17 protein-coding genes and 1 pseudogene are annotated in these 21,339 nt (G+C 38.5%); 17 read left to right on the top strand and 1 reads right to left on the bottom strand.

Translation table 11 applies throughout. From position 1 onward, the window contains the following. Nucleotides 1–12: 12 nt before the first annotated feature. From ACT4_RS14475 to ACT4_RS14395, 17 genes and pseudogenes are all read left to right on the top strand, one after another. The gene (locus tag ACT4_RS14475; RefSeq protein WP_007483354.1) at nucleotides 13–1,440 is read left to right on the top strand and encodes a DHA2 family efflux MFS transporter permease subunit; all 1,428 of its coding nucleotides are present in this window, start codon (nucleotides 13–15) and stop codon (nucleotides 1,438–1,440) included. An 18-nt stretch (nucleotides 1,441–1,458) separates the two neighbouring features. Beyond that, entirely contained in the window at nucleotides 1,459–3,300 is a 1,842-nt protein-coding gene (locus tag ACT4_RS14470) for an IucA/IucC family siderophore biosynthesis protein (RefSeq protein WP_007483352.1), read from the top strand. Nucleotides 3,301–3,308: 8 nt separating this feature from the next. Beyond that, nucleotides 3,309–5,222: an IucA/IucC family protein gene (locus ACT4_RS14465; protein ID WP_007483351.1), complete on the top strand. Its 1,914-nt coding sequence runs from the start codon at nucleotides 3,309–3,311 to the stop codon at nucleotides 5,220–5,222. 9 nt (nucleotides 5,223–5,231) lie between these two features. Further along, on the top strand, nucleotides 5,232–5,993 hold the full coding sequence (locus ACT4_RS14460; protein WP_007483349.1) for a (2Fe-2S)-binding protein: 762 nt from the start codon (nucleotides 5,232–5,234) through the stop codon (nucleotides 5,991–5,993). Then, nucleotides 5,990–6,607, top strand: coding sequence for an RraA family protein (locus tag ACT4_RS14455; protein WP_007483347.1), 618 nt, complete (start codon nucleotides 5,990–5,992; stop codon nucleotides 6,605–6,607). The genes ACT4_RS14460 and ACT4_RS14455 overlap by 4 nt, the downstream gene beginning before the upstream one ends. Nucleotides 6,608–6,700: 93 nt before the next feature. Further along, nucleotides 6,701–8,953: a TonB-dependent receptor gene (locus tag ACT4_RS14450; protein WP_007483346.1), complete on the top strand. Its 2,253-nt coding sequence runs from the start codon at nucleotides 6,701–6,703 to the stop codon at nucleotides 8,951–8,953. An 80-nt stretch (nucleotides 8,954–9,033) separates the two neighbouring features. Further along, entirely contained in the window at nucleotides 9,034–9,327 is a 294-nt protein-coding gene (locus ACT4_RS14445; protein WP_007483345.1) for a hypothetical protein, read from the top strand. Further along, nucleotides 9,327–10,850: a PepSY domain-containing protein gene (locus ACT4_RS14440; RefSeq protein ID WP_007483342.1), complete on the top strand. Its 1,524-nt coding sequence runs from the start codon at nucleotides 9,327–9,329 to the stop codon at nucleotides 10,848–10,850. The genes ACT4_RS14445 and ACT4_RS14440 overlap by 1 nt, the downstream gene beginning before the upstream one ends. Then, nucleotides 10,847–11,191 carry a hypothetical protein gene (locus tag ACT4_RS14435; RefSeq protein WP_007483341.1) on the top strand — a complete coding sequence of 115 codons (345 nt, stop codon included), beginning with the start codon at nucleotides 10,847–10,849 and terminating at the stop codon, nucleotides 11,189–11,191. Before ACT4_RS14440 ends, ACT4_RS14435 begins: the two co-directional genes overlap by 4 nt. Nucleotides 11,192–11,321: 130 nt before the next feature. After that, complete coding sequence (locus ACT4_RS14430) at nucleotides 11,322–11,915, top strand: GNAT family N-acetyltransferase (protein WP_007483340.1); 594 nt, start codon at nucleotides 11,322–11,324, stop codon at nucleotides 11,913–11,915. A 371-nt stretch (nucleotides 11,916–12,286) separates the two neighbouring features. After that, on the top strand, nucleotides 12,287–14,416 hold the full coding sequence (gene mtlD, locus ACT4_RS14425) for a bifunctional mannitol-1-phosphate dehydrogenase/phosphatase (protein ID WP_007483338.1): 2,130 nt from the start codon (nucleotides 12,287–12,289) through the stop codon (nucleotides 14,414–14,416). A 78-nt stretch (nucleotides 14,417–14,494) separates the two neighbouring features. Further along, nucleotides 14,495–15,118 carry a 2'-5' RNA ligase family protein gene (locus ACT4_RS14420; protein WP_034605253.1) on the top strand — a complete coding sequence of 208 codons (624 nt, stop codon included), beginning with the start codon at nucleotides 14,495–14,497 and terminating at the stop codon, nucleotides 15,116–15,118. Nucleotides 15,119–15,120: 2 nt separating this feature from the next. Beyond that, complete coding sequence (cobU, locus tag ACT4_RS14415) at nucleotides 15,121–15,639, top strand: bifunctional adenosylcobinamide kinase/adenosylcobinamide-phosphate guanylyltransferase (RefSeq protein WP_007483335.1); 519 nt, start codon at nucleotides 15,121–15,123, stop codon at nucleotides 15,637–15,639. Between the two features lies 1 nt (nucleotide 15,640). Beyond that, a complete protein-coding gene (gene cobT / locus ACT4_RS14410) occupies nucleotides 15,641–16,711 on the top strand; it encodes a nicotinate-nucleotide--dimethylbenzimidazole phosphoribosyltransferase (RefSeq protein WP_007483334.1) in 1,071 nt (356 codons plus the stop codon). Continuing rightward, nucleotides 16,701–17,300, top strand: a complete 600-nt coding sequence (locus ACT4_RS14405) for a histidine phosphatase family protein (protein ID WP_007483331.1) — start codon at nucleotides 16,701–16,703, stop codon at nucleotides 17,298–17,300. Before cobT ends, ACT4_RS14405 begins: the two co-directional genes overlap by 11 nt. 99 nt (nucleotides 17,301–17,399) lie before the next feature. Continuing rightward, nucleotides 17,400–18,981: pseudogene (locus tag ACT4_RS14400) on the top strand (histidine-type phosphatase). Between the two features lie 100 nt (nucleotides 18,982–19,081). After that, nucleotides 19,082–19,822, top strand: coding sequence for an adenosylcobinamide-GDP ribazoletransferase (locus ACT4_RS14395; protein WP_007483328.1), 741 nt, complete (start codon nucleotides 19,082–19,084; stop codon nucleotides 19,820–19,822). Between the two features lie 54 nt (nucleotides 19,823–19,876). On the opposite strand, the gene ACT4_RS14390 is transcribed toward ACT4_RS14395, so the two are convergent. Further along, nucleotides 19,877–21,337, bottom strand: a complete 1,461-nt coding sequence (locus tag ACT4_RS14390; protein ID WP_007483327.1) for a PepSY domain-containing protein — start codon at nucleotides 21,335–21,337, stop codon at nucleotides 19,877–19,879. Nucleotides 21,338–21,339: the final 2 nt, after the last annotated feature.

Genomic DNA, 21,339 nt, shown 5'->3' with positions numbered 1-21,339 from the left:
GAGGAAAAGTGTATGGAGCAATCTTCTGTACCAACCGCTCAATCTGTTCAAGTCGGGTTGCAGCGTTATGTCTTACTTACTGTGATGCTTGGAACAGGCACAGTAAGTTTAAATAATAGTAGTTTTAACCCAGCAATTCCTCAATTGATGCAATATTTTCAAATTGGAGAGATTTGGGCGAGTTGGGTCGTTGTTGCTTTTTTATTGGCAATGAGTATCAGCTTGCCACTCGCTGGCTATTTCAGTCAACGTTTTGGTAAACGACAAACTTATTTAACTGCACTGTTGTGCTTTGCTTTGGCATCGACAATTGGTGGATTATTTAATCAATTTGAGTCTGTTCTTATCGCGAGAGCCTTGCAGGGTTTTTGCAGCGGTCTCATGATTCCTTTGTCGCTGGGCTTGATCTTTTTGGTTACACCGACTGAACAACGAGGCAGTACTACAGGATTATGGGGTTCGATGATCATGCTGACTTTGGCAATCGGGCCGATGTTGGGTGCGTTAGTTTTGGTCTGGCTCGATTGGCAGGCTTTATTCTTTATCAACTTGCCGATTGCCTGTATTGCTCTAGTGTTGGGCTATCTTTATCTACCTAAAGAACAAGGCGATATGAATCAGTCCTTTGATTGGCTTGGATTCATCTATCTAAGTACAAGCATTATTTTGCTGTTAGTTACTTTAAGTCAGATTCATCAATTTGCAGATTTAGTCCAACCGATCTATTGGTTGTTGCTTGGCATTTGTGTCCTAACATTCTGGCAGTTTGTTAGAAGGCAAAAAGTCCAAACTCGTCCATTGATTGAACCAGCATTGTTCGATGTAAAAGGCTTTCGATTTAGTCTGATGATTTGTGTGGCACAAACGGTTGGTTTATTTATCGGTATGTTGCTTGTACCGTTATGGATTCAACAGAGTTTAAAGCTGAGTCCGCTCTGGACGGGTTTTGCCCTTATGAGTAGCGCACTTGTGACTGGTCTATGTAGTCAGCCTGCGGGAAAATATCTCGATAAATACGGCGCGTCAAAAATCATGAACTTTGGTCTCATCATCACCGCATTGTCTTTTGCATTGCTTGCATGGGCACCTATACAAAATGTCTGGTTCATTATCTGTTGCATGATGTTGCATGGTTTGGGAATGGGACTGTCTTATATGCCTTCAACCACAGCAGGTTTAAATAGTTTACGTCAGCAACAGCAACATTTGGTCACTCAGGCTGCTGCGTTAAATAATCTGTTCCGTCGACTTTTTGCCGCAGTTGCCGTGGTACTTGCTGCTTTATATCTGCAATTACGCCAAGACATTTTTCAAACAAGTTCAAATACAGCGCTGGACACATTTAAAGGCATTCAAGAAATTTTTGTTTTTTGTACTGTGCTTATCTTGTGCGCTTTGCCTTATGCATGGCGTTTTCCAGACCAACACAAAATGAATTAAATAATTAGGAAGATCAACATGGGACAATTACATCCAGTTTTATCAAATACACATCTGATTCAAAATACCTTTCAAGCATGGCAACAACCACAATCTGAACAGTCGAAAGCGGTTGAACAGCGTGTAATAAAACAATTATTACAAGCGCTTATTTTCGAAGAGATCATTGCTGCTGATCATGATGGTGAAAGTTTTATTGTTCAGGTGCAGGATCGTCAACAGCAAACGGTGCAATATAAAGCGTCTGGTCAGCGTCAATATAGTTATAACTTAGTTCGATTGGCGCGTGATCAAGATGTTCTCCGCCAAGATGCGCACGGTAAGCAGCAACCAGCTCGTCTGAATCAAGTCATAGATGAAATTCTGCGTTCAATTACAGACGCCGCGAAAGTTGAAGATTTCATTTTTGAATTAAAACGTACATATATTCACGATTTACAGTCACAAGTGTGTTTTGAAAACTATGCCTTGCCTGCAATTCAATATCCTTACGATATTCTCGAATCTTATTTAATGGATGGTCATCCATATCATCCTTGTTATAAGTCACGAGTTGGTTTCAGTTTACAAGATAATGTCCGTTATGGCGTTGAATTTGCACAACCGATGGCGCTCGTTTGGTTAGCTATACATAAAGATATTGTTGCTGAAAACCATTCTAATAGTATTGATAGAAAAGAATTTTTTAAGGCACAACTAAATTCACAAGACTTAGTCCAATTTCAGCAAAAACTTAAAAATCCAATTAAAGAAAGCGCTGATTATGTGTGGATTCCAGTTCATCCTTGGCAATGGGAAAATCATCTTATCTCAATTTTTGCCGAAGAAATTGCCGATCAAAAAATTATGTATTTAGGTCACAGCCATGATCGTTATTTGGCACAGCAGTCCTTAAGAACTGTGACGAATCTGCAGCATCCAGAAAAACCATATATCAAACTTTCGATGAGTTTAACCAATACGTCGAGTTCACGAGTACTGGCAAAACATACTGTGATGAACGGGCCAATCATTACTGACTGGTTGCAAGCTTTGATTGATCAAAGTGAAACTGCGAAAAAATTAGATTTTGCGGTATTGCGTGAAGTTTATGGTTTGAGTGTGGATTTCACTCGTTTGCCTGCTTCACATGCAAAACAAGCCTATGGAACAATTGGCTGTTTATGGCGTGAAAGTGTGCATCAATATTTACGTGAAGGTGAAGATGCGATTCCACTGAATGGGGTGAGCCATATTCAAAAAGATGGGCAAGCCTTAATTGCACCGTGGATACAGCAATACGGTGTGGAACAATGGACACGTCAATTATTGAAAGTTGTCATTACCCCACTGATTCATTTGCTATTCGCTGAAGGTATTGCAACGGAGTCGCATGGGCAAAATATTATTTTGGTACATGAAAAAGGTTGGCCAACCCGAGTGTTGCTAAAAGATTTTCATGATGGTGTACGTTATAGCCCAGCACACTTGACACATCCAGAATTAGCGCCTGAACTCGATCAGTTACCGCCTGAACATGCCAAAACCAATAGTATGTCTTTTATTTTGACTGACGACTTGGATGGGATTCGTGATTTTAGTTGTGCATGTCTATTCTTTGTGGCGCTGACAGACATTGCAATTTTTCTAAATCAAACTTATGCGGTGGCAGAACAGGACTTTTGGCAATGGGCAGCGGATGTAATTCAGGAGTATCAGCAACAACATCCTGAACATACTGAGCGTTATCAAATCTTTGATGTATTTGCCGACAAGTTACGTATTGAGTCATTGACCAAGCGTCGCTTATTTGGTGATGGTCGTATTCAAATTAAGTTTGTTGATAACCCATTAGCACCTTTTAAAGCTCAGGTGAAGTGAGGTTATTTATGAATGCGCTTCAACCTGTCTATCAATTGACCGACAGAACTATTTTACAAGATTTTGTGAATGCCTTATTGGTCGAGGAGTTGATTCCTGAGCAATATGTTGTTGATTTTGAAACAGCACAAGCAAAGCTCAGTGGATTTGATATTGATCTAGAACCATATTTTAATGAACGACTTGAGCAGCAATACTTTGTATTGTTACTTGAGCAGCAATCAAAGCGATGTGTCTTTTTTCCTGTAAATCAAGGTATTGCTCAACCTTGGTGTTTTTTTGCTGAGTCTGAAATTCTCTTAGTAGATCAGATGAATGATCAGGGTCAACTTCAGTCGATTGAACTATTGGGATTATTCCAATATTTGCAAGATATGGGGGTATTTCAGCACTGTCAGACGAATAAAATTCAAAATTTTGCAGATCAGATCCAGAAGTGTTTGCAGCAATATCGTTTGCTGCAACAACACAAAGTGAATACACACGAGTTGATGCATCAAAGTTCCGCACAGATATTTCGTATTTTAGAGCAATATGCGGGTTATCGGGATCGTCCTTATCATCCTTTATCCAAGTTGAAGGAAGGGTTGAGTCAACAGGAATACCTGCAATATTGTCCTGAATTTGCGCAGGAACTCAGTATCCACTGGGTTGCGGTACATAAAGACAAAATGATGTTTGGTGAGGGTGTTGACGATATTTTTACGCAACAGCCTCGCCAAATTTTCATTAATCGCGCCGAACGACATCAACTGAAACAGGAAATGTTCCAGCGCGGATTGAGTGAATCGCATATCGCCATGCCTGTGCATCCGTGGCAGTTCAAGCATTTATTTGAACAATTCTTTGCTGAGGATGTCGCTGTAGGTATCTGTCAGCCATTGAATTTTATTTCAAAAGGAATGTACGCCACTGCTTCAATGCGAAGTTTATTGTCTGAGTATATTCCACAAGAAAGTCTGAAATTGCCGATAGGGATTAAAGCACTTGGTTCATTACGCTTTCTTCCGATCGTAAAAATGATTAATGGAGAGAAAAACCAGAAACTATTGTTACAAGCACAGCAAAAAGATCCTGTGCTACAACAAAAATTATGGTTATGTGAAGAAACTCAATGGTGGTCTTATTTACCAGAAAAGCAGCAAGATCGAAGTGCTGATAATGAATGGTTATTTGTAGAGAAACCGACACATTTAGCCGCTCAACGCCGTCATATTCCACCTGAATTATTGCAGCAGCCGTATCAACTGATTCCAATGGCAAGTCTGGGACACAAGATTTCAGGTCAGCCCACTGTGTTTGATTATATTTTGCAGCGACAAGGGCTGTCGAATGGAACGGTCGAGGTGTTAGATCAATTCGCCCAATTATGTGCATGCTTTTTTGAAGTGAATTTACGTCTGTTCCGTTTGGGGTTGATGGGAGAAATTCATGGACAAAATTTATGTCTGGTGTTTAAAGATGGTCAATTTGATGGTTTGATGTTTAGAGATCATGACTCATTGCGTATTTACTTACCGTGGGTATTACAAAATGGTTTGGATGATCCAGATTATTTAAGTCCACATGATTTTAGAAATACGCTCTATCATGATTCAGTCGAAGAATTATTGTTCTACATTCAGACTTTAGGCATTCAAGTCAACCTTGGCTGTATTGTCGAGACTTTGGCGAAACATTATCAGATTGAAGTGCGTGAATTTTGGAAGGTGTTGGCTGTTGAGTTGCAACAGATACTGGAACAATTAGATTTTCAGCCTGAAATTCGAAAGCAATTACAATGTTTGTTGTTTGAGTCACCACATTGGCCTTATAAACAATTGCTTCGACCGTTGCTTGAACAAGAGACTCGAATAGGCAGTATGCCTTCAGGCATCGGAAAAACGAGCAATCCACTTTGGCAAGTTTTCAATCAGTCATAGTAGCGATGCATGAATAGTTACTGTGCTAATCAAGCAAGATTAACCACGCCAGTTTCAGCGTTGCGCAAACATCTGAAACTGGAGGTGTGTTACTTAGACACAAAGGCGATCACTTTAGCAGATTTGCTTGATGATTCGATTTGTGAAAATACTCTTCAAGACTTTGCAAAACGTATTCATGCTAAAAACCTAAGCTGTGCCAGCTCTTTATTTGTCAAATATTGGTCTACTGTTTGGATCTTACCTTTTCTTTATTGCCAGGCGGCATCTTTAACTTTTGTGAAATGGCAGAGTTCAATCTTAGCTGTCAACTTACACTGTGAATGGTACTGGGATCGGACATTGCAGTTGACAAACACTGAGGCTTTATCTCTTGAAGTGATGTCTTTGCAGGATGTTGGTGCGATTTTTGATCAGCTCAATTGTTTGTTTCAACAGATCGCTAAGGTTGGAAGAGTGTCTTATGCCTTGCTTTGGGAAAATGCTGCGGTTCGTGTGGTGCAGTTCTATCACTCATGGACACAGCAAAACATAAGTCCTGAGATGCAAGAAAAATTACAGCAACAACAACAGCTCATCAAAATACGTTCAGCTCAAAGTTTTCATTTAGCTGAAAATCCTTTTGTTCGTCTTTGGAGTCACTGGCATCCAGAGCTTGCAACCTATATGAGAAAAAAGTGCTGTTTGTATTTTCAGTTAGATGAAGCTGGTCAAACTTTATGTCGCAACTGTCCATCACAGCTAAACAGATCAAATGAGAACATTTTATGAACCAGAACATAAACCTAGAAGCGCTTATAGAGGCGTATAAAAATATCGCGACCTCGACCATTGGGCATGTATTGGATGAAGGGCATATTCCACATGTTTTACCAATGTCTCCTGAACAAAGGCTAGTCGGTGTGATTAGGACAGCGCGGCTTGAGTCAAAAAATGCAAGCAAATTAAGAGATGTCTTAATGAGCTGTCGGTCGAACGAAGTCCTCATCATTGATGCACGATATGATTTACAGCGTGCATGTTGGGGGGAGCAAAGAAGTGTCGCAGCGATTCATTGTGGTTTAGCTGGCGTTGTCGTGCTTGGTGCTATTACTGATCGACAGGCGTTATTAAAATTAAAGCTTCCCATTTTTGCACATGCTGTCAGTTGCTTAACCACGCGTAATGAGGGGGAGAGCTTGGTTGAAATGGACACGGAAATTTATATTAATCAGTTCACGGTGCATTCTGGTGATCTATTAGTGGCTGATGCAGATGGAGTTTTTGTCTTGGCGATTGAGACAGCACATCAATATTTGGAGCAGTTTCAACAGCTCGAAACTGAGGAAAAACTCAAAAAAGACAATTTTTTTCGTCTGAATGAAATTAATGAATACTATTTTTAATAAAAATCATTCTCATTAATATTTAAATTTAGTATGATGAGTCGCCTTTTGGATATTTTTTGAGTGATATTAGGGCTCTGGAGAAATGAGAAAATGAAAGCGAAGAATGAGTTTGGGGCGAAAAAAGTACTGTTTAAAATGACACCATGTTGTCTTGCTGTTATGGCAATGTTTGCTCAGCATGTCTATGCAGATACAAGTTCAAATGAAGTTGCTACTGAAGAATCTAAGGAAAAACCTGTTGCACAATTAGAGAAAATCGTTGTTACAGCTACGCGGACACCAAAAAATATTGCAGAAATTGCGGGGACTGTCCAAACCATTGACCATAATCAAATTGCGCAGCAAGCAACGGCGGGACGTAAAGTTGCTGATGTATTAGCGCAACTTGTTCCATCACTTGCACCAAGTAGTGGAACTACGAGTAACTATGGTCAGACGATGCGTGGCCGTAATGTATTGGTCATGATTGATGGTGTATCTCAGACAGGTTCACGTGATGTATCACGACAACTCAATAGTATTAGTCCGAGTATGATTGAACGTATTGAGATCATTTCAGGCGCTACAAGTATTTATGGTTCTGGTGCTACAGGTGGCATCATCAATATCATTACCAAGCGTGCTGATACATCAAAACCATTGAGCTTTGAAACCAAAGTTGGAATCACTTCATCTGATACATTCCGTGGCGATGGTTTAGCTTATGAAGTTGGACAAACCGTTTCATTCGATAAAGACAATATCAATGGTTTCTTAGGTGCGAACTTTACCAGTCGAGGTTCTCAATTCGATGGTAAGGGAGAGCGTATCGCAACCGATCCATACCAGACCAGCCGTGAAGATACCGACACAATCGATGTAAATGGTCGCGTGAATATTGATTTAACAGATACACAGTCTTTGAGCTTTGGTGCGCAATATTATAAAGACAAGCAAGACACAGAATATGGACGCGATTATACGGGCGATGTCGTAAACAATCCTTCATATAAAGCAGTCAAAGGGTTGAAACTAGATAATCAACCATTTACTGAGCGTTATGCAGTAAATACGCAATATCAAAATCAAGAGTTTTTAGGGCAAACCTTAAATCTTGAGGCGTACTACCGCAAAGAAAATGCACGATTTTTCCCTGTTTATGCACTGACTCAATTTGCAAGCCAATCACAATCTGAGATTGAAGTTGCTGGGCTTCGCTCAACACTTCAAAAAGAACTAAGCGTTGCTGATCGTGCCTTAAAACTAACGTATGGTTTAGATTACGATCATGAAAAAGATCATCAATACTATGACTTACTGAATGCATTGGATAATGGTCTAACTTATACAAGTACAGGCAAAAGTTATGGTGCTGGGCCTGATACAACGATTCAAAATATCGGTGCTTTTTTACAAGCTGATTATGAACTGACGGATCGTTTAAATATCCAAGCAGGCACGCGTTATCAATATATCAAAGCAGATACAGATGCTTATATTCCATCAAGACAAGCTCAACGAGCAGCTCAAGGGCAAAGTGCTGATTTGACCGTCATTCCAAGTGACTCAACCAATTCAGACAAGTTTCTATTCAATTTAGGCGCTGTATACAAATTAACGGATGATCAGCAAGTATTTGCGAACTTCTCACAAGGTTTCAGTTATCCAGATGTTCAACGTATGCTACGTGATGTTGCGATTTATACGCTTTCAACAGCGAATATTGAACCGATCACAGTGAATAGCTATGAATTGGGTTGGCGTTTAAACCAAGATGATGGTTTAAATCTTGGTGTAACAGGCTTCTATAATACGTCCGATAAGGTTGTACAGTTTAATGCTAACCGTTCTGCTAGTGTGGCTGATGCAGATCAACGTGTATATGGTGCAGAGCTCACTGCAAGTTATCCATTCATGGAAAATTTTAAAGTCGGCGGAACACTCGGTTATACCCGTGGACAATACGAAGATGCTGCTGGGAAATGGCGTGAACTCAATGCTTACCAAGTTTCTCCGACCAAAGGAACAGTCTTTGGTGAATGGAATAATGATGAGGGTTATGGCGTTCGCGTACAAATGTTAGCGGTTAAAGGTACAGATAAAGCAGCCAAAGACGATTTAGTTGCTGTAACTGACGATAATATCCTTCCAAACTCAGCGGCAAAAATTACAGGTTATACCACCATGGATGTGCTAACACATTTCCCTGTAGGAAAAGGGCGCTTAGACTTTGGTGTCTATAATGTGTGGAACAAAGATTATCGTACTGTATATAGCCAACAATCGGCTGTCTCATTTGCTAAGTTATCAAGTTTACCTGCTGAAGGTCGTACCTATGGACTAAGCTATACAATTAATTACTAATAAAATTTGAGAAAGAAATATTGATTGGATAATGAGTATTTCTTTCTCTCTAAGCTTTTTTTGAGTGCAAGGTAATTAAGATGAGCCGAATTGAAAAACAAGAGAAATTTAATCTGACTTATCGCAGAGTATTTTTCATCTGTCTTGCAGCCTATTGTTATAGCTCTTGGCTAAGTTTGGTTTTGGCAAATTGGTTACCGTTTGCGACAGCAGAAAACGTCTATTTGGCCGTATTTTTAAGTTTTATTTTCTTCATTTTCTATGTGGTATTAGCCACTGCGGTGATATCTAAACTTTGGTTTTGGAGTATGAATAGTTTAGGAGTATTACTTCTTGCAGGTTATTGGTTATTAAACAGATGGGGAATGACCTAATGAATTTTCGTCAAATACAAGCCATTGTGCATAGCTGGTTTGGCATTGTTGTTTTATGGGGCATCTTCTTTATATTTTTTACAGGTTCCGTCGCTTATTTTCGTACAGAGTTGAATGTCTGGGCGCAACCTGAAGCGATGAGTCGTATTCAACATATTCCATCTACTCAACAGTCCGCTCAAACTGCTTTTGATTATCTTAACCAACACGCTGAAGATGCGAAACGTTGGCGAGTCACCGTTGCAAATGAGCGAATGCCTGTCAATTTACTACAATGGCAAGATGAAAATGGACGGCATCAACAATTACAGAATCCACTCACTGGCGATTTACTGAATCCAGTACGTGATACTTTGGGTGGTGATTTATTGTTTAAATTGCATTACACCTTGTATCCGCTACCCAGCAAAATTGGCAGTTTTATTGTCGCTATTATTTCAATTATTTTTTTAATTAGCCTGATTTCAGGGATTATTACTCATAAGAAAATCATCAAGGAGTTCTTTGTTTTCCGATCTTATAAAGGACAACGATCTTTACTCGACCTACACCATATAACGGGCATTGTGACGTTTCCTTTTTATTTGATTATGGGGTTTACAGGCTTATTGATTCTATTTTATCTAGTATTGCCGTGGGGACTGTCGCAGCATTATGGGAAAGCAGGGATTCCTCAATTTTATAATGAAATGCAGTATATAGAGATGGCGAAACCCTCTACATCATCGTCATCTACAACAATGCAGCCGTTTAAAAAATTTATTGAGCAATTACCAGCTCAGACACAAACAGGGGCATTTTTAGATAAATTTGAAGTAAGAAAACCCAATACAGCGGATGCGGTGATTAGTTTTGAATATAATTATAAAAATATTATCACCTTAAATACACCTCAATATTTTTTTGCGGCAAATACGGCTGAGTTACTTGAGCAGCCAAGAAACTTAAGTGCTGTAGCTCAATTGGCCTCATCGACGTATGGTATTCATCTTGGTTATTTTGCATCGATGTGGATGCGTTTTATTTTGTCGTGCATGGGTATTATTGGCTGTGTAATGTTGATAGCAGGAGCATTGCTATGGCAAAAGAAGCGAATCAAAGCCCAAAATCATTTTAGTTATAAATTAGTACAACAATTGAATTTCTTTACCTTTTTAGGGCTTCCTTTGGCTTCCGCAGCTTATTTATTCGCTGGGCGAATATTGCCTGCAACGTTTGAAAGCAGAAGCAGCTATGAAGTGGCTACTTTTTTTATGATTTGGATTTTGAGCCTGTTATTCAGCTTAACTTTAAGTGTTCGCAAAGCGATTTTATCTTTGTTGATCATTACGGCATTGGTCTTGCTCATGATTCCAATCATTAGTTTTATCACCGTGCCTGAAGCATCTTTATTAAATAGTACAGTTCATGGTCAGTGGTGGTTGGCAGGTGTTGATCTTGCTTTTCTATTGCTTGCTTTGGCTTATATCGCAGCAATCCTGTTCTATCTCAAAAAGTTTAAAGTATCTGGAGAGATAAAATGAGTTTTGCAGCATTGTTTTGGTCCTTAGCTGCCATGATGCAGGGCTGTATGTTGAGTCAGTTTGGTCAGAAGCATCTGAAATACGATGGGTTAAATCAAAATCTTAAAAGAGTTTTGCCTTGGCTAACAGTTTTATTCCTGATGATTTCATTGCTAATGAATTGTCATTATGAAGGTTCTTCAGTTGGACCTTTAACATGGCTATTCGTGATACTAACAACAGCATTTTTTTTACAAGTACTTAGTTTTTATCTATTTAGAAAATATTTCATTTTGATTTGGTTAGGTTCGATCATTTTCGCTTTTATTTTTACAGCACTAGAGCTTTTAGCGTTTATTTAAGCTTTTCAAGGTAGAAGCGAATACGCTCTTATAAATAAATTAAATTAACAAAAAACAAGAAAAATAAATTCCACCATTTAATGAAAACAATTATTATTATCATTTAATGATAAAAGCAAGGAACTATATAATGCTTACGCTTTCACAAAAACTTCCAGACTATTTCGAATACTATGAAGACGGAACGCAATACTATTTGCGTCAAGTACAATACCCGCAAGATATTCCGCTTTTACACCAATGGATGCATGAACCGCATGTGATTCCTCAGTGGCAATTGAATAAGTCAGAACTAGATTTACAGGTTTATTTTGACAAGATGCTGGCAGATGATCATCAACGTTTATTGATTGTCGGGATTGACGGTAAAGATGTCGGTTATACCGAAATTTATGAAGGGAAACGTGATCGTTTAGGCCGTTATTACGAAGGAGATGAGCAAGATCTAGGTTGGCACTTACTGTTTGGTGATAAGTCAGTTTTTGGTAAAGGTTTCTTACGTCCAACCATTCGTTTACTAAGTTTTTATATTTTTGAACATTCGCAAGCAAAAAAAATTGTAGGTGAACCTGATCATACCGTTAAGCCGTATGCGGCTGTAGTTGAAGAAATGTGTTATGAAAGCCAGCGGTTAATTCCAATGCCAGAAAAAACGGCGATGTTGTACTACTGTTATCGAGAGACTTTTTATAATAAGTTCGAGAGCTATTTCAAAGCTTCATAACAACAATCAGAGGCTCAACCAGCCTAAATCTCGTAAATAATATAGGTGCTGCAACTGAGACATGGGGGTTAACTATGTCTCAGTGATAATCATAGCTTTGGATATTTATTTACTTTTTAAAGTCTAATCAACATAATTTGGCTGAAGGCCTTAGACATTTAATCTCTCTATAGACTGATCCATATGATCAAATAGCACTCATATTTTATATGGTTATGCAAATTAACTTCCCCATAAATTACAATTATAGTGTGGATTTGAAATGATTTGATTGTTTTTTGATCAAATTTATTTCATTTATTTACAATTCGGATTTTATGCTCATTTTTTAGTTAATCTATAAAAATCGATAGTAAAAGAAAGGAGTACAAATGCTTATTTTTCATGATTATCCTGTTCAAGGAGCGCTTTTTGACATGGATGGGACGATGTTTGACACGGAACGTTTACGTTTTCAAACATTGAAACAAGCTTCAGAAGAGCTCATTGGACAGGAATTCTCTGATGACTATTTAATGCAATGTTTGGGACTGAGTGCTCGAACTGCTGAAGAACTAGCGAAAAAGTTCTATGGTGAGGATGTACCTTACGCGCAAATAAGAAAGCGCGCTGATGAATTAGAGTTAGAATCAGTTCGTATGAATGGTGTACCGATTAAAAAGGGTCTCATTCAGGTATTAGAGCGACTACGCAAGTCTGGTTTGCGTATGGCTGTTGCGACTTCAAGTCGTAGAGCAATCGCTGAAGAATATTTAATTAATGCAAATGTATATAAGTTTTTCGATTTACTGGTTTGTGGGGATGAAGTAGAGCGTGGTAAGCCTCATCCAGAAATCTTTTTAAAAGCGGCGCAAAAATTAAACCTACAGCCACAACAATGTTTAATGTTTGAAGATTCTGAAAATGGTATTTGTTCTGCGAGTGATGCAGGCGGTATCACGATTTTATTTAAAGATATTAAAGAACCAAATGACCGAATGTTGTCTAAAGCAAAATTCTACTATCAAGACATGTATGAATTTTTGAATGCTTTGGATGAATACACTCCCGAAATCGGTATGCCACATTTACAAGAACCATTTCCGCAAAGTTTGAATCAGCTTACTGTTGGTATTCATGGCTTCGGGGCAATTGGTGGTGGGTATATTGCCCAAATTTTATCGCATTGGGATGGCTACACACGTCCAAAACGAATGTTAGCATCTACGCGAAATCGTTTATATCTTGAGTCTGTAAATAGCTTTGGCAGTTATAGTATTCGATTTGGTCAGTCTTCTTATGATGAACGTATTGAAAATCTAAGCGTGATTGATGCTGATAATGAACAACAAATGCTCGAGATGTATATGCAATCGAGTTTAATCGCACTTTGTCTCCCAGAACAGGCGATTGCATCTGAAGCAAAAATTATTGCTAAAGGGCTGTTGGCGCGTTTTATGTCTCAGGATATGCAGAACAATGAGCCGATCACGTTCCTGATTATTCTCAATAAAGTATGTGCCAAGTATTTAGTCTTAAAAAATATTCGAGAAGCTTTGCTTGAAATTACAGATGAAGATATTGCTGAGCACATTTTAAGTGAACATTACTTCTGTGATACCGTTGTGAACAGAATGGTTTCAAAACTCACCGATCAAGCTTTATATCGCCAGTTAAATATTAAGCATCGTCTGTTTAAGCAGTATCAGTCTGATCTTAATGATGAAACCATCGAGCTTTCTGATGAAACTGCTTTAACGGAAAAGCAAGAACAGCAAATTACTAACTGTCTGGAAGATATGCGTGGACAATTCCAAGCAGGTCAGTTCTTACAAAATATGGACTTAATCTTGTTCCATAGTGAAACGGATATGCCGATTTATGTTGAAAATCGCAGTCCATTATTGAGTAAGATGCGCCAAATGATTTTGGTTGATCAAATTTCAGATATTCAGATCATTAAGAACCGTTTATGGAATGGTTGTCATGCAATGCTAGCGTGGTATGCAAGTACCATCGGCCATGAAATGATTGGTATTGCAATGGCTGATTCAAAGATCAAGAAATATGCGGAACAGGTTGTCGATGAAGTGAAACTAGGTTTGGTTAATATTGTACCGAATCAAGCCAAAGAACTAGATCGTATGGCTGAAAGTTTCCTGAACTCGTGTCGATCAGCTTATAAAGATCCATGTGAACGTGTCGCGCGTGATCCGCTGCGAAAGCTTAACTTTAATGAGCGTGTGTTTGGAAGCATTGAAAATCATATTCATCAAGCACTTCCTTATCAAAATTTATTGAAAGGTGCGGTGTATGGTTATGTTTATGCACTTAAAAATTTAAATCTTGATGGTGAAGAGGTAGCACAACATCTTCACAAAAATATTGCTCAGATGGATATTACGGATAGCCAGAAGAAAGTTTTGTCAGGTTTGGTCGTGCAAGGCATCCAAAATGAATTGAAAGAAACAGGTATTCAATTCGATTTTTTGAGTTTAGAACTTAATCCTGAATATGCCTAAAGCGATACACGAAAAGCGCTTTAATTGTTAAAGTCATTTATGTTTGAATAACACAACTTTCTATAAGTGTTTAAAGTTGTGTTATTACAAGCATCTACTCAGCTCATTTCAACTGAACGCCGTGATTATCCTGAATGGCATCATGGTCGTTCAGATTTTGCTGTGTGGTATATCGAAATAGATCAAGTAGAAGTTATTCAGTATTTCGATCATATTAAAACAAAATTTTCAGACTTGTTGATCGATTCTAATCAACGGCAGTACCACATCACTTTATTCGTTTGTGGGTTTCTAACGCCAAAATCTTCACATTATGATGATGACTTTGAAATTGATACATTAAAGCAGCAGGTTCAGGCATTAAACTCGCTGGAAATAGAACCTTTCGAACTTGAAATTAACCAGTTGGATAGCTTCAGCAGTGCATTATTTCTACAAGTTGAAGATAACAATAAAATTTTAGATGGGATTCGTCAGCAACTCGCTCAATATTCAAATGAAATAGCTGCACTTGAGTATTGTCCGCATATTACTTTAGGTTTGTATAACGATGCTTGGCAAAGTGATTTAGTGTTGGATCGTATTCAAAGCATTGCAATAAAACCATTTAAAATTCAGGTGAAATATTTAAGTTTCGGCTATTATAAAGCTCAGATTTTACAAGGATTACTCTATCCTTATCACCAAATTAGATTAGGTTAAATATGTTACAACTGATTTTAGGTGGTGCTCGCTCTGGAAAAAGCCGTTTGGCTGAGCAAATTGCAAAAGATACTGGTTTGACAGTTACTTATGTTGCGACAGCACAAGCCTTAGATGAGGAAATGCAACAACGTATTCAACATCACCAACAACAACGTCCAGCAGATTGGCATTTATGTGAAGAATCCATATTACTCGCGGATCAGCTTCAACTGCTAGATCGTGAGAATCATGTCATTTTGGTTGATTGCCTAACGTTATGGTTAACCAATCTATTACTATCAGAAGATATCGCCTTGCAGCAGATAGAAACAGAAAAATTATTAAATGTGCTACCGAAATTAAAATCACACATTATTTTAGTCAGTAATGAGACAGGATTGGGTGTTGTCCCAATGGGCGAAATAAGCCGTCGTTTTGTCGACGAAGCAGGGCGTTTACACCAAGCTTTAGGCCAAATCGCAAATAAAGTGATGTTTTGTGTCGCAGGTTTTCCGATGATTTTAAAAGATGAGAAATAACATGTCTGAACAAGCTTCTTGGTGGTTAGCGTCTATTCAACAGCCTGATATCGCGGCACAATCACAAGCTGAGCAACGTCAACTACAATTGACTAAGCCTACAGGTGCATTGGGTGATTTAGAACAAATTGCGATTCAGCTTGCGAGTTTACAAGGAACTGTTCATCCACAGATTCAACAACCTTGGATTACGATTTTTGCAGGTGATCATGGTGTTGTAGAGGAAAATATTTCAGCCTATCCACAAGCTGTCACACGTCAAATGCTGCAAAACTTTGCTTCAGGTGGCGCTGCAATTAGTGTAATTGCGAAACATCATCAAGCTCAGTTACAAGTGATTGACTGCGGAACAGTAGGTGAGCCTTACCAATATACCGGCGTTGAGCGTCATTGTATTCGTTCTGGAACAGCGAACTTTGCACAGCAAGCCGCAATGACTGAGCAAGAATGCATTGCAGCTATGCGATTAGGGAAAGAGAGTGTTGATCTTGCTCGAGCTAAAGCGGCAGATATCTTTATTGCTGGTGAGATGGGTATTGGGAACACCTGTTCTGCATCAGCATTAGCCAGTCTGTTATTGAATGAAAGTGCTGAGCAACTAACAGGTGTTGGTACTGGAATTAATCATCAGCAGCTTGCACATAAAGTTTCTGTCATTAATCAAGCAGTCAAGTTACATGCAGCACATGTTGCTGATGATGCTTTGAAAATACTTGCGGCTGTAGGTGGTTTAGAAATCGCAGCAATGACAGGTGCATATCTCCGTTGTGCACAGATTGGAATACCAATCGTGGTTGATGGTTTCATCAGTTCTGTTGCTGCATTATGTACTGTTCGAATCCAGCCTCAGACACGGGCGTGGATGTTGTTTGGACATCAATCTGCTGAGTATGGTCATCAACGCATTTTAAAAGAATTAGACGCGCAACCAATTTTAAAAATGAACTTGCGATTAGGTGAAGGCAGTGGTGCAGGTTCAGCGCTTTCAATGATTCAACTTGCTTGCACTTTACATAATCAAATGGCAACTTTTGCTGAAGCAGCTGTATCAGGTGATAAGGTTGCTGATTGATTTACTTCGGCATGGAGAAACGACTTTAAGTCATACCTTGCGTGGCCACACCGATGATGAGCTGACAGAACCAGGTTGGTTGCAGATGCAATCAACCATTCAGAACAATATAGACAATGGTTCATCTTGGGATGTCCTTTTTACTTCGCCATTACGCCGTTGTCAGTTGTTTGCGGAACGATTAGCTGTGAAAATACAACGACCTCTCATCGTTAATTCGAACATCAAGGAAATGAACTTTGGTGACTGGGAAGGATTAGCTACTCAGCATATTTATGAAAACTTTCCAGAGCTGTTGGCAAATTTTTGGCAGTTTCCAACACAGTATCACGCGCCAAATGGTGAGTCTTTAGCCCAGTTTAAGCAACGCGTGATGATAGGTTTTGAAGAAATTTCAATTCAAATGCAAACCGAAGATTGGAAAAATGCATTAGTTGTGACGCATGGTGGTGTCATCAAGTTATTAACCTGCCTCGCTAGAGAGCAACACCTCAATGATTTGTTAAAAATGCCAGCTGAATTAGGCAATCTATATCAAATTGAATTATTAAAATCATTAGATCAATTGACGTTTATCGAACGAGTTTGACCACTTTTCTTTAATATTTTTTATTTTAACGATGTAATAGAACTGTCATTGTGACTGCCTAAGATACATGACATTTCTTTATCTATAAGTAAATTAATTATGAAGATATTATTTAAAAGCAGTGTGTTATATCTCAGTATTTTATTGACGGCTTGTAATAGTGATGATTCTCAAAATTCGCAAAAAACTCCTGATACAGATATTTCATCTAAATTTTATCAAACCAAAACACCTTACCAACCACAGCAAGAAATAAAGACCTATGAGCAAATTCCTGAAGGTTATCAAGCAGTATTCACTGAATTAGTTGCTCGTCATGGCTCTAGAGGTTTATCAAGTATTAAATATGATTTAGCGCTTTATAATTTATGGGAACAAGCCAAAGCCGAGAATGCATTAACGCCGTTAGGTGAGCAATTGGGTGCAGATATTGAAGCAATGATGAAAGCAAATATTTTGCTGGGTTATGGTATTGATGGTATTCGTCAGTTTGGTTATGGCAATGAAACAATGGTTGGGATTCAAGAACATCGCGGTATTGCGGATCGTTTATTACAACGTTTACCCACATTATTTAAAACCGCAGCTGCTCAACCAGCGTCTATTTTAGTACAAAGTTCTGGTGTAGATCGCGCAATAGATAGTGCTAAATTCTTTACAAATGAATTGATTCAACAACAGCCTGAACTTAAAAACCAAATTACACCGCTTTCGTATACCAGTTTAGCCAGTAGTAGTGTTCCAACGATTGAAGATGGTGGTGTAGACCGTTTTAAACTTTACTTTCACAGCTTGAACCAAGAACAAGATTTAACACAGCCTTTATCTGTACAGCAACAAGCGATTTATGATGCAAGTCAGGCTTATCAACAGTTTGAAGAAGATGATGCTGATTTAGCTAATAAATTAGATGAACTGGCTGAAAATACGCGTGCTGAACAGGTTGCAATGCGTGTATTAACACCGATTTTTAAACCTGAATTTATTAAAAAATTAGGTACAAGCGGATATATTTTTTTGAACACTGGCTCATACACCGTAACTGCTCCATCAGGTGAAACCGTGACTGAAAATGGTAAAGGAAAGAATAAGATTGCTAGTGCTGTAGATGCGGCTGCTTATATTTATGAGTTGTATTCGATCTCAGGTGGAATGCAGTCTGAGCTTAAAGGCGTGAGTTTTGATAAATACATGCCAGCGGATGCCGCAAAATTTTATGCAGAGTTCAACGATGCCGATGATTTTTATGCTAAAGGCCCAAGTTTTACCGAATCAAATGGTGTTACAAGTGTGATGGCGCAGGGATTAAAAAAGGATTTTTTTAGTCAAGTTGATGCAGTTATTGAAAGAAAACAGTCACATCGTGCAGTTTTGAGATTCGCTCATGCTGAAATCGTTATTCCATTGGCAACAAGTTTGGGATTAAATAAAATGATGCAACCGTTGCCGTTACGTCAGACCTATAGCTATGACAACAGTGCATGGCGAGGTGAAATGGTTTCTCCTATGGCAGCAAATTTACAGTGGGATATTTACCAAAATGCTCAGGGGAACACCTTGGTCAAAAATGTTCTACAACGAGAAAGAAACCTTATTTAAGCCATCATGTGATTATGCGCGTACCGACTCAAATAGTTTCTACTATGACTATTTAAAATTAAAACAATGTTATCAAATGTAATAATCTACTGATCTTTTTTGATTGGGAATAGGCTTGCTATTCCCAATTTTATTTCTTCATAATCTGTCAATTAAAAATTATTGAATGAAGCTGATTAAATATGATGCCTTTTTGGATTGCCTTGCAATTTTTGACGGTTCTACCAGTTGAACTAAAAACGATGCCAAGTGCAAAACAAAATGGCCAAGCCATTCTTTTTTATCCTGTTATTGGTCTACTTATCGGTCTTATTTTATTTGCTTGTTCAATTCTCTTAGTCAAACTTCCAACCTTACTCATTGCAAGTATCATTCTTGTGTTATGGATTTGGCTAACGGGCGGTTTACATCTTGATGGTTTAGCCGATACTGCTGATGCTTGGGTGGGTGGTTTTGGTGATCCAGAACGCACATTAAAAATAATGAAAGACCCTGCGTGTGGCCCGATGGGTGTACTCAGTTTAATTGTTGTTTGTCTTTTAAAGTTTGCAGCTTTATATGTGCTACTAGAACAGCATTTAAATTACTTTTTGCTGATACTTCCTGTGTTAGGACGTTGTGTTCCTTTATTTCTTTTTTTAACAACACAATATGTACGTGAAAAAGGTTTGGGCAGCTCTTTGACTGATTATCTACCTAAAGTAGCTGGTTGGATGGTTTTTGTCATTACATTGCCATTTCTTTGTCTGTATAAATGGTTGGGTTTTGTAGTTTTTATTTGCTTGATTTTTCTACTGACTATTTTGCGATCATTATTTGTAAAAAGAATTGGCGGGATTACTGGTGATACCGTTGGTGCAGCGATTGAATTAGTTGAAACGGGATTGATCATGACTGTGGTGATGGGTTCTTTTTATATTTAGATGCGAGTTTAGTGACTAAACTCCCTTATCAAAGACAGATCAGTCTGATAGTTGTTAGCGTTTAGTTCGAATGAAGAAACCGAGAATGACGAGTAAAGCAATCAATCCAGCAATGGTTGCTAGAAGAATATCTCTTAGTGTCTTATCTATTGGCAACCATGTCCATTTATGTAGATAAGCAAAGCTAAATCCTTCCAAAGCATCTTGTTGCGTGACTTGAGCTGCGATCACACCGCTACTTGGCTCGATATAGACTCGAAGTTGATTACTCAAACTCGTTTCTACTTTCACGACAGGCAAGCGTTTATTAATAAAACCGTACTCACCACCAAAGCTTGTGATCAAAGTTGCTTGTTTGAATTGATGAATAGATAGATTTAAGTAACTTGCTGCTAAGTTTTTACTTTGCTCAAGGATATCTAAATCTTCCGAGCTGTATGCATCAATCACTTGAATCGCCGGTGTCGTATCTTTTGAGTGACGGTGATGATCATGTTCATTCGCTGCGGTCATACTTCCTTGCAACTGAGGTTTGCCTGCCGATTGGATTAACCACGCTGCATGACTACGATCTAGACCAAATGTAATAGGTACAATGCTTAGACCCTGAACTGGATGTTGTGTAGCTCGTTTCCACGCGTCAGGACTTAAATCTTGTGCATGAAAAATAGGATTAAATACAGGTATTTCAGACTTTTTATTCCAAATATGATAAAAACCACTTATGACCCATAACAAGATAAATGTACTTAAGCTAATCGCTAGATAACGATGTAAAAAACGAATAGGTTTTTGACGTAGTCGATGGTTTTTACGATTGTGAATTTTAAAAAATAATCCAAACCCCATAAAAACTAAGCACAAGATTCCAATCAAGGCGAGCTGCATAATCAGTGATTGACCTTTCCAAGGTTGATCACCCCAAGTCCATGTATGACCTAGGCGGAAAATTTTCGCCATCCACATTTTTTGATCATTTGACAATGTTGCAAGTCTTGATTGCGACGGATCAACATAAGCTCTAAGTCCATTGTCATAATTGACACGCCAAACGGGAAGCAGACGGTTCACACTAGGATAATCATCACTAAAACTCGTAATGATTTGTGCTGAAACAACCTGCTGTTTCGATAAGCCTGTGTACCAATTGGCTAATCGAATTACATTAAATTGTTCTGCATTTTTAATGATTTGACCAGTTCGGCTGTCGTAGTATTCAGCAATATTCTGCTTTGGTTTCAATATACGATAGGCAACTTGCTCAGGTGTCAGTTGTATCGTTTGTAATGCTGAAAACTGTTGAATGTTTTGCAGCTGTAATACTTGATTTGCAGGTATTGCAGTATGCAAATCAAGTTGCTGAGATGGTGGCATTCGTTTTACAGGCTGAGGTTGTGTTGCACTCATAATAGGATGCAACACACCAGTTAAAGCCCACAATAAAACTAAAATGCCGAGAACTGTTCCAAAACTACGGTGCAGAGACAATAGCTTCTTAAGTTGCTTGGCATTCATAT

The organism is Acinetobacter sp. NBRC 100985, from assembly GCF_000241225.1.
Classification (GTDB): Bacteria; Pseudomonadota; Gammaproteobacteria; order Pseudomonadales; family Moraxellaceae; genus Acinetobacter; species Acinetobacter venetianus.
Note: the sequence above shows the minus strand (reverse complement) of the source record. Positions and strands in the feature narration are given on the sequence as shown.

Coding starts and splice junctions, on each gene's coding strand:
- ACT4_RS14475 (WP_007483354.1), top strand. CDS start 13: ATGGAGCAATCTTCTGTACCAACCGCTCAATCTGTTCAAGTCGGGTTG.
- ACT4_RS14470 (WP_007483352.1), top strand. CDS start 1,459: ATGGGACAATTACATCCAGTTTTATCAAATACACATCTGATTCAAAAT.
- ACT4_RS14465 (WP_007483351.1), top strand. CDS start 3,309: ATGAATGCGCTTCAACCTGTCTATCAATTGACCGACAGAACTATTTTA.
- ACT4_RS14460 (WP_007483349.1), top strand. CDS start 5,232: ATGAATAGTTACTGTGCTAATCAAGCAAGATTAACCACGCCAGTTTCA.
- ACT4_RS14455 (WP_007483347.1), top strand. CDS start 5,990: ATGAACCAGAACATAAACCTAGAAGCGCTTATAGAGGCGTATAAAAAT.
- ACT4_RS14450 (WP_007483346.1), top strand. CDS start 6,701: ATGAAAGCGAAGAATGAGTTTGGGGCGAAAAAAGTACTGTTTAAAATG.
- ACT4_RS14445 (WP_007483345.1), top strand. CDS start 9,034: ATGAGCCGAATTGAAAAACAAGAGAAATTTAATCTGACTTATCGCAGA.
- ACT4_RS14440 (WP_007483342.1), top strand. CDS start 9,327: ATGAATTTTCGTCAAATACAAGCCATTGTGCATAGCTGGTTTGGCATT.
- ACT4_RS14435 (WP_007483341.1), top strand. CDS start 10,847: ATGAGTTTTGCAGCATTGTTTTGGTCCTTAGCTGCCATGATGCAGGGC.
- ACT4_RS14430 (WP_007483340.1), top strand. CDS start 11,322: ATGCTTACGCTTTCACAAAAACTTCCAGACTATTTCGAATACTATGAA.
- mtlD (WP_007483338.1), top strand. CDS start 12,287: ATGCTTATTTTTCATGATTATCCTGTTCAAGGAGCGCTTTTTGACATG.
- cobU (WP_007483335.1), top strand. CDS start 15,121: ATGTTACAACTGATTTTAGGTGGTGCTCGCTCTGGAAAAAGCCGTTTG.
- cobT (WP_007483334.1), top strand. CDS start 15,641: ATGTCTGAACAAGCTTCTTGGTGGTTAGCGTCTATTCAACAGCCTGAT.
- ACT4_RS14395 (WP_007483328.1), top strand. CDS start 19,082: ATGATGCCTTTTTGGATTGCCTTGCAATTTTTGACGGTTCTACCAGTT.
- ACT4_RS14390 (WP_007483327.1), bottom strand. CDS start 21,337: ATGAATGCCAAGCAACTTAAGAAGCTATTGTCTCTGCACCGTAGTTTT.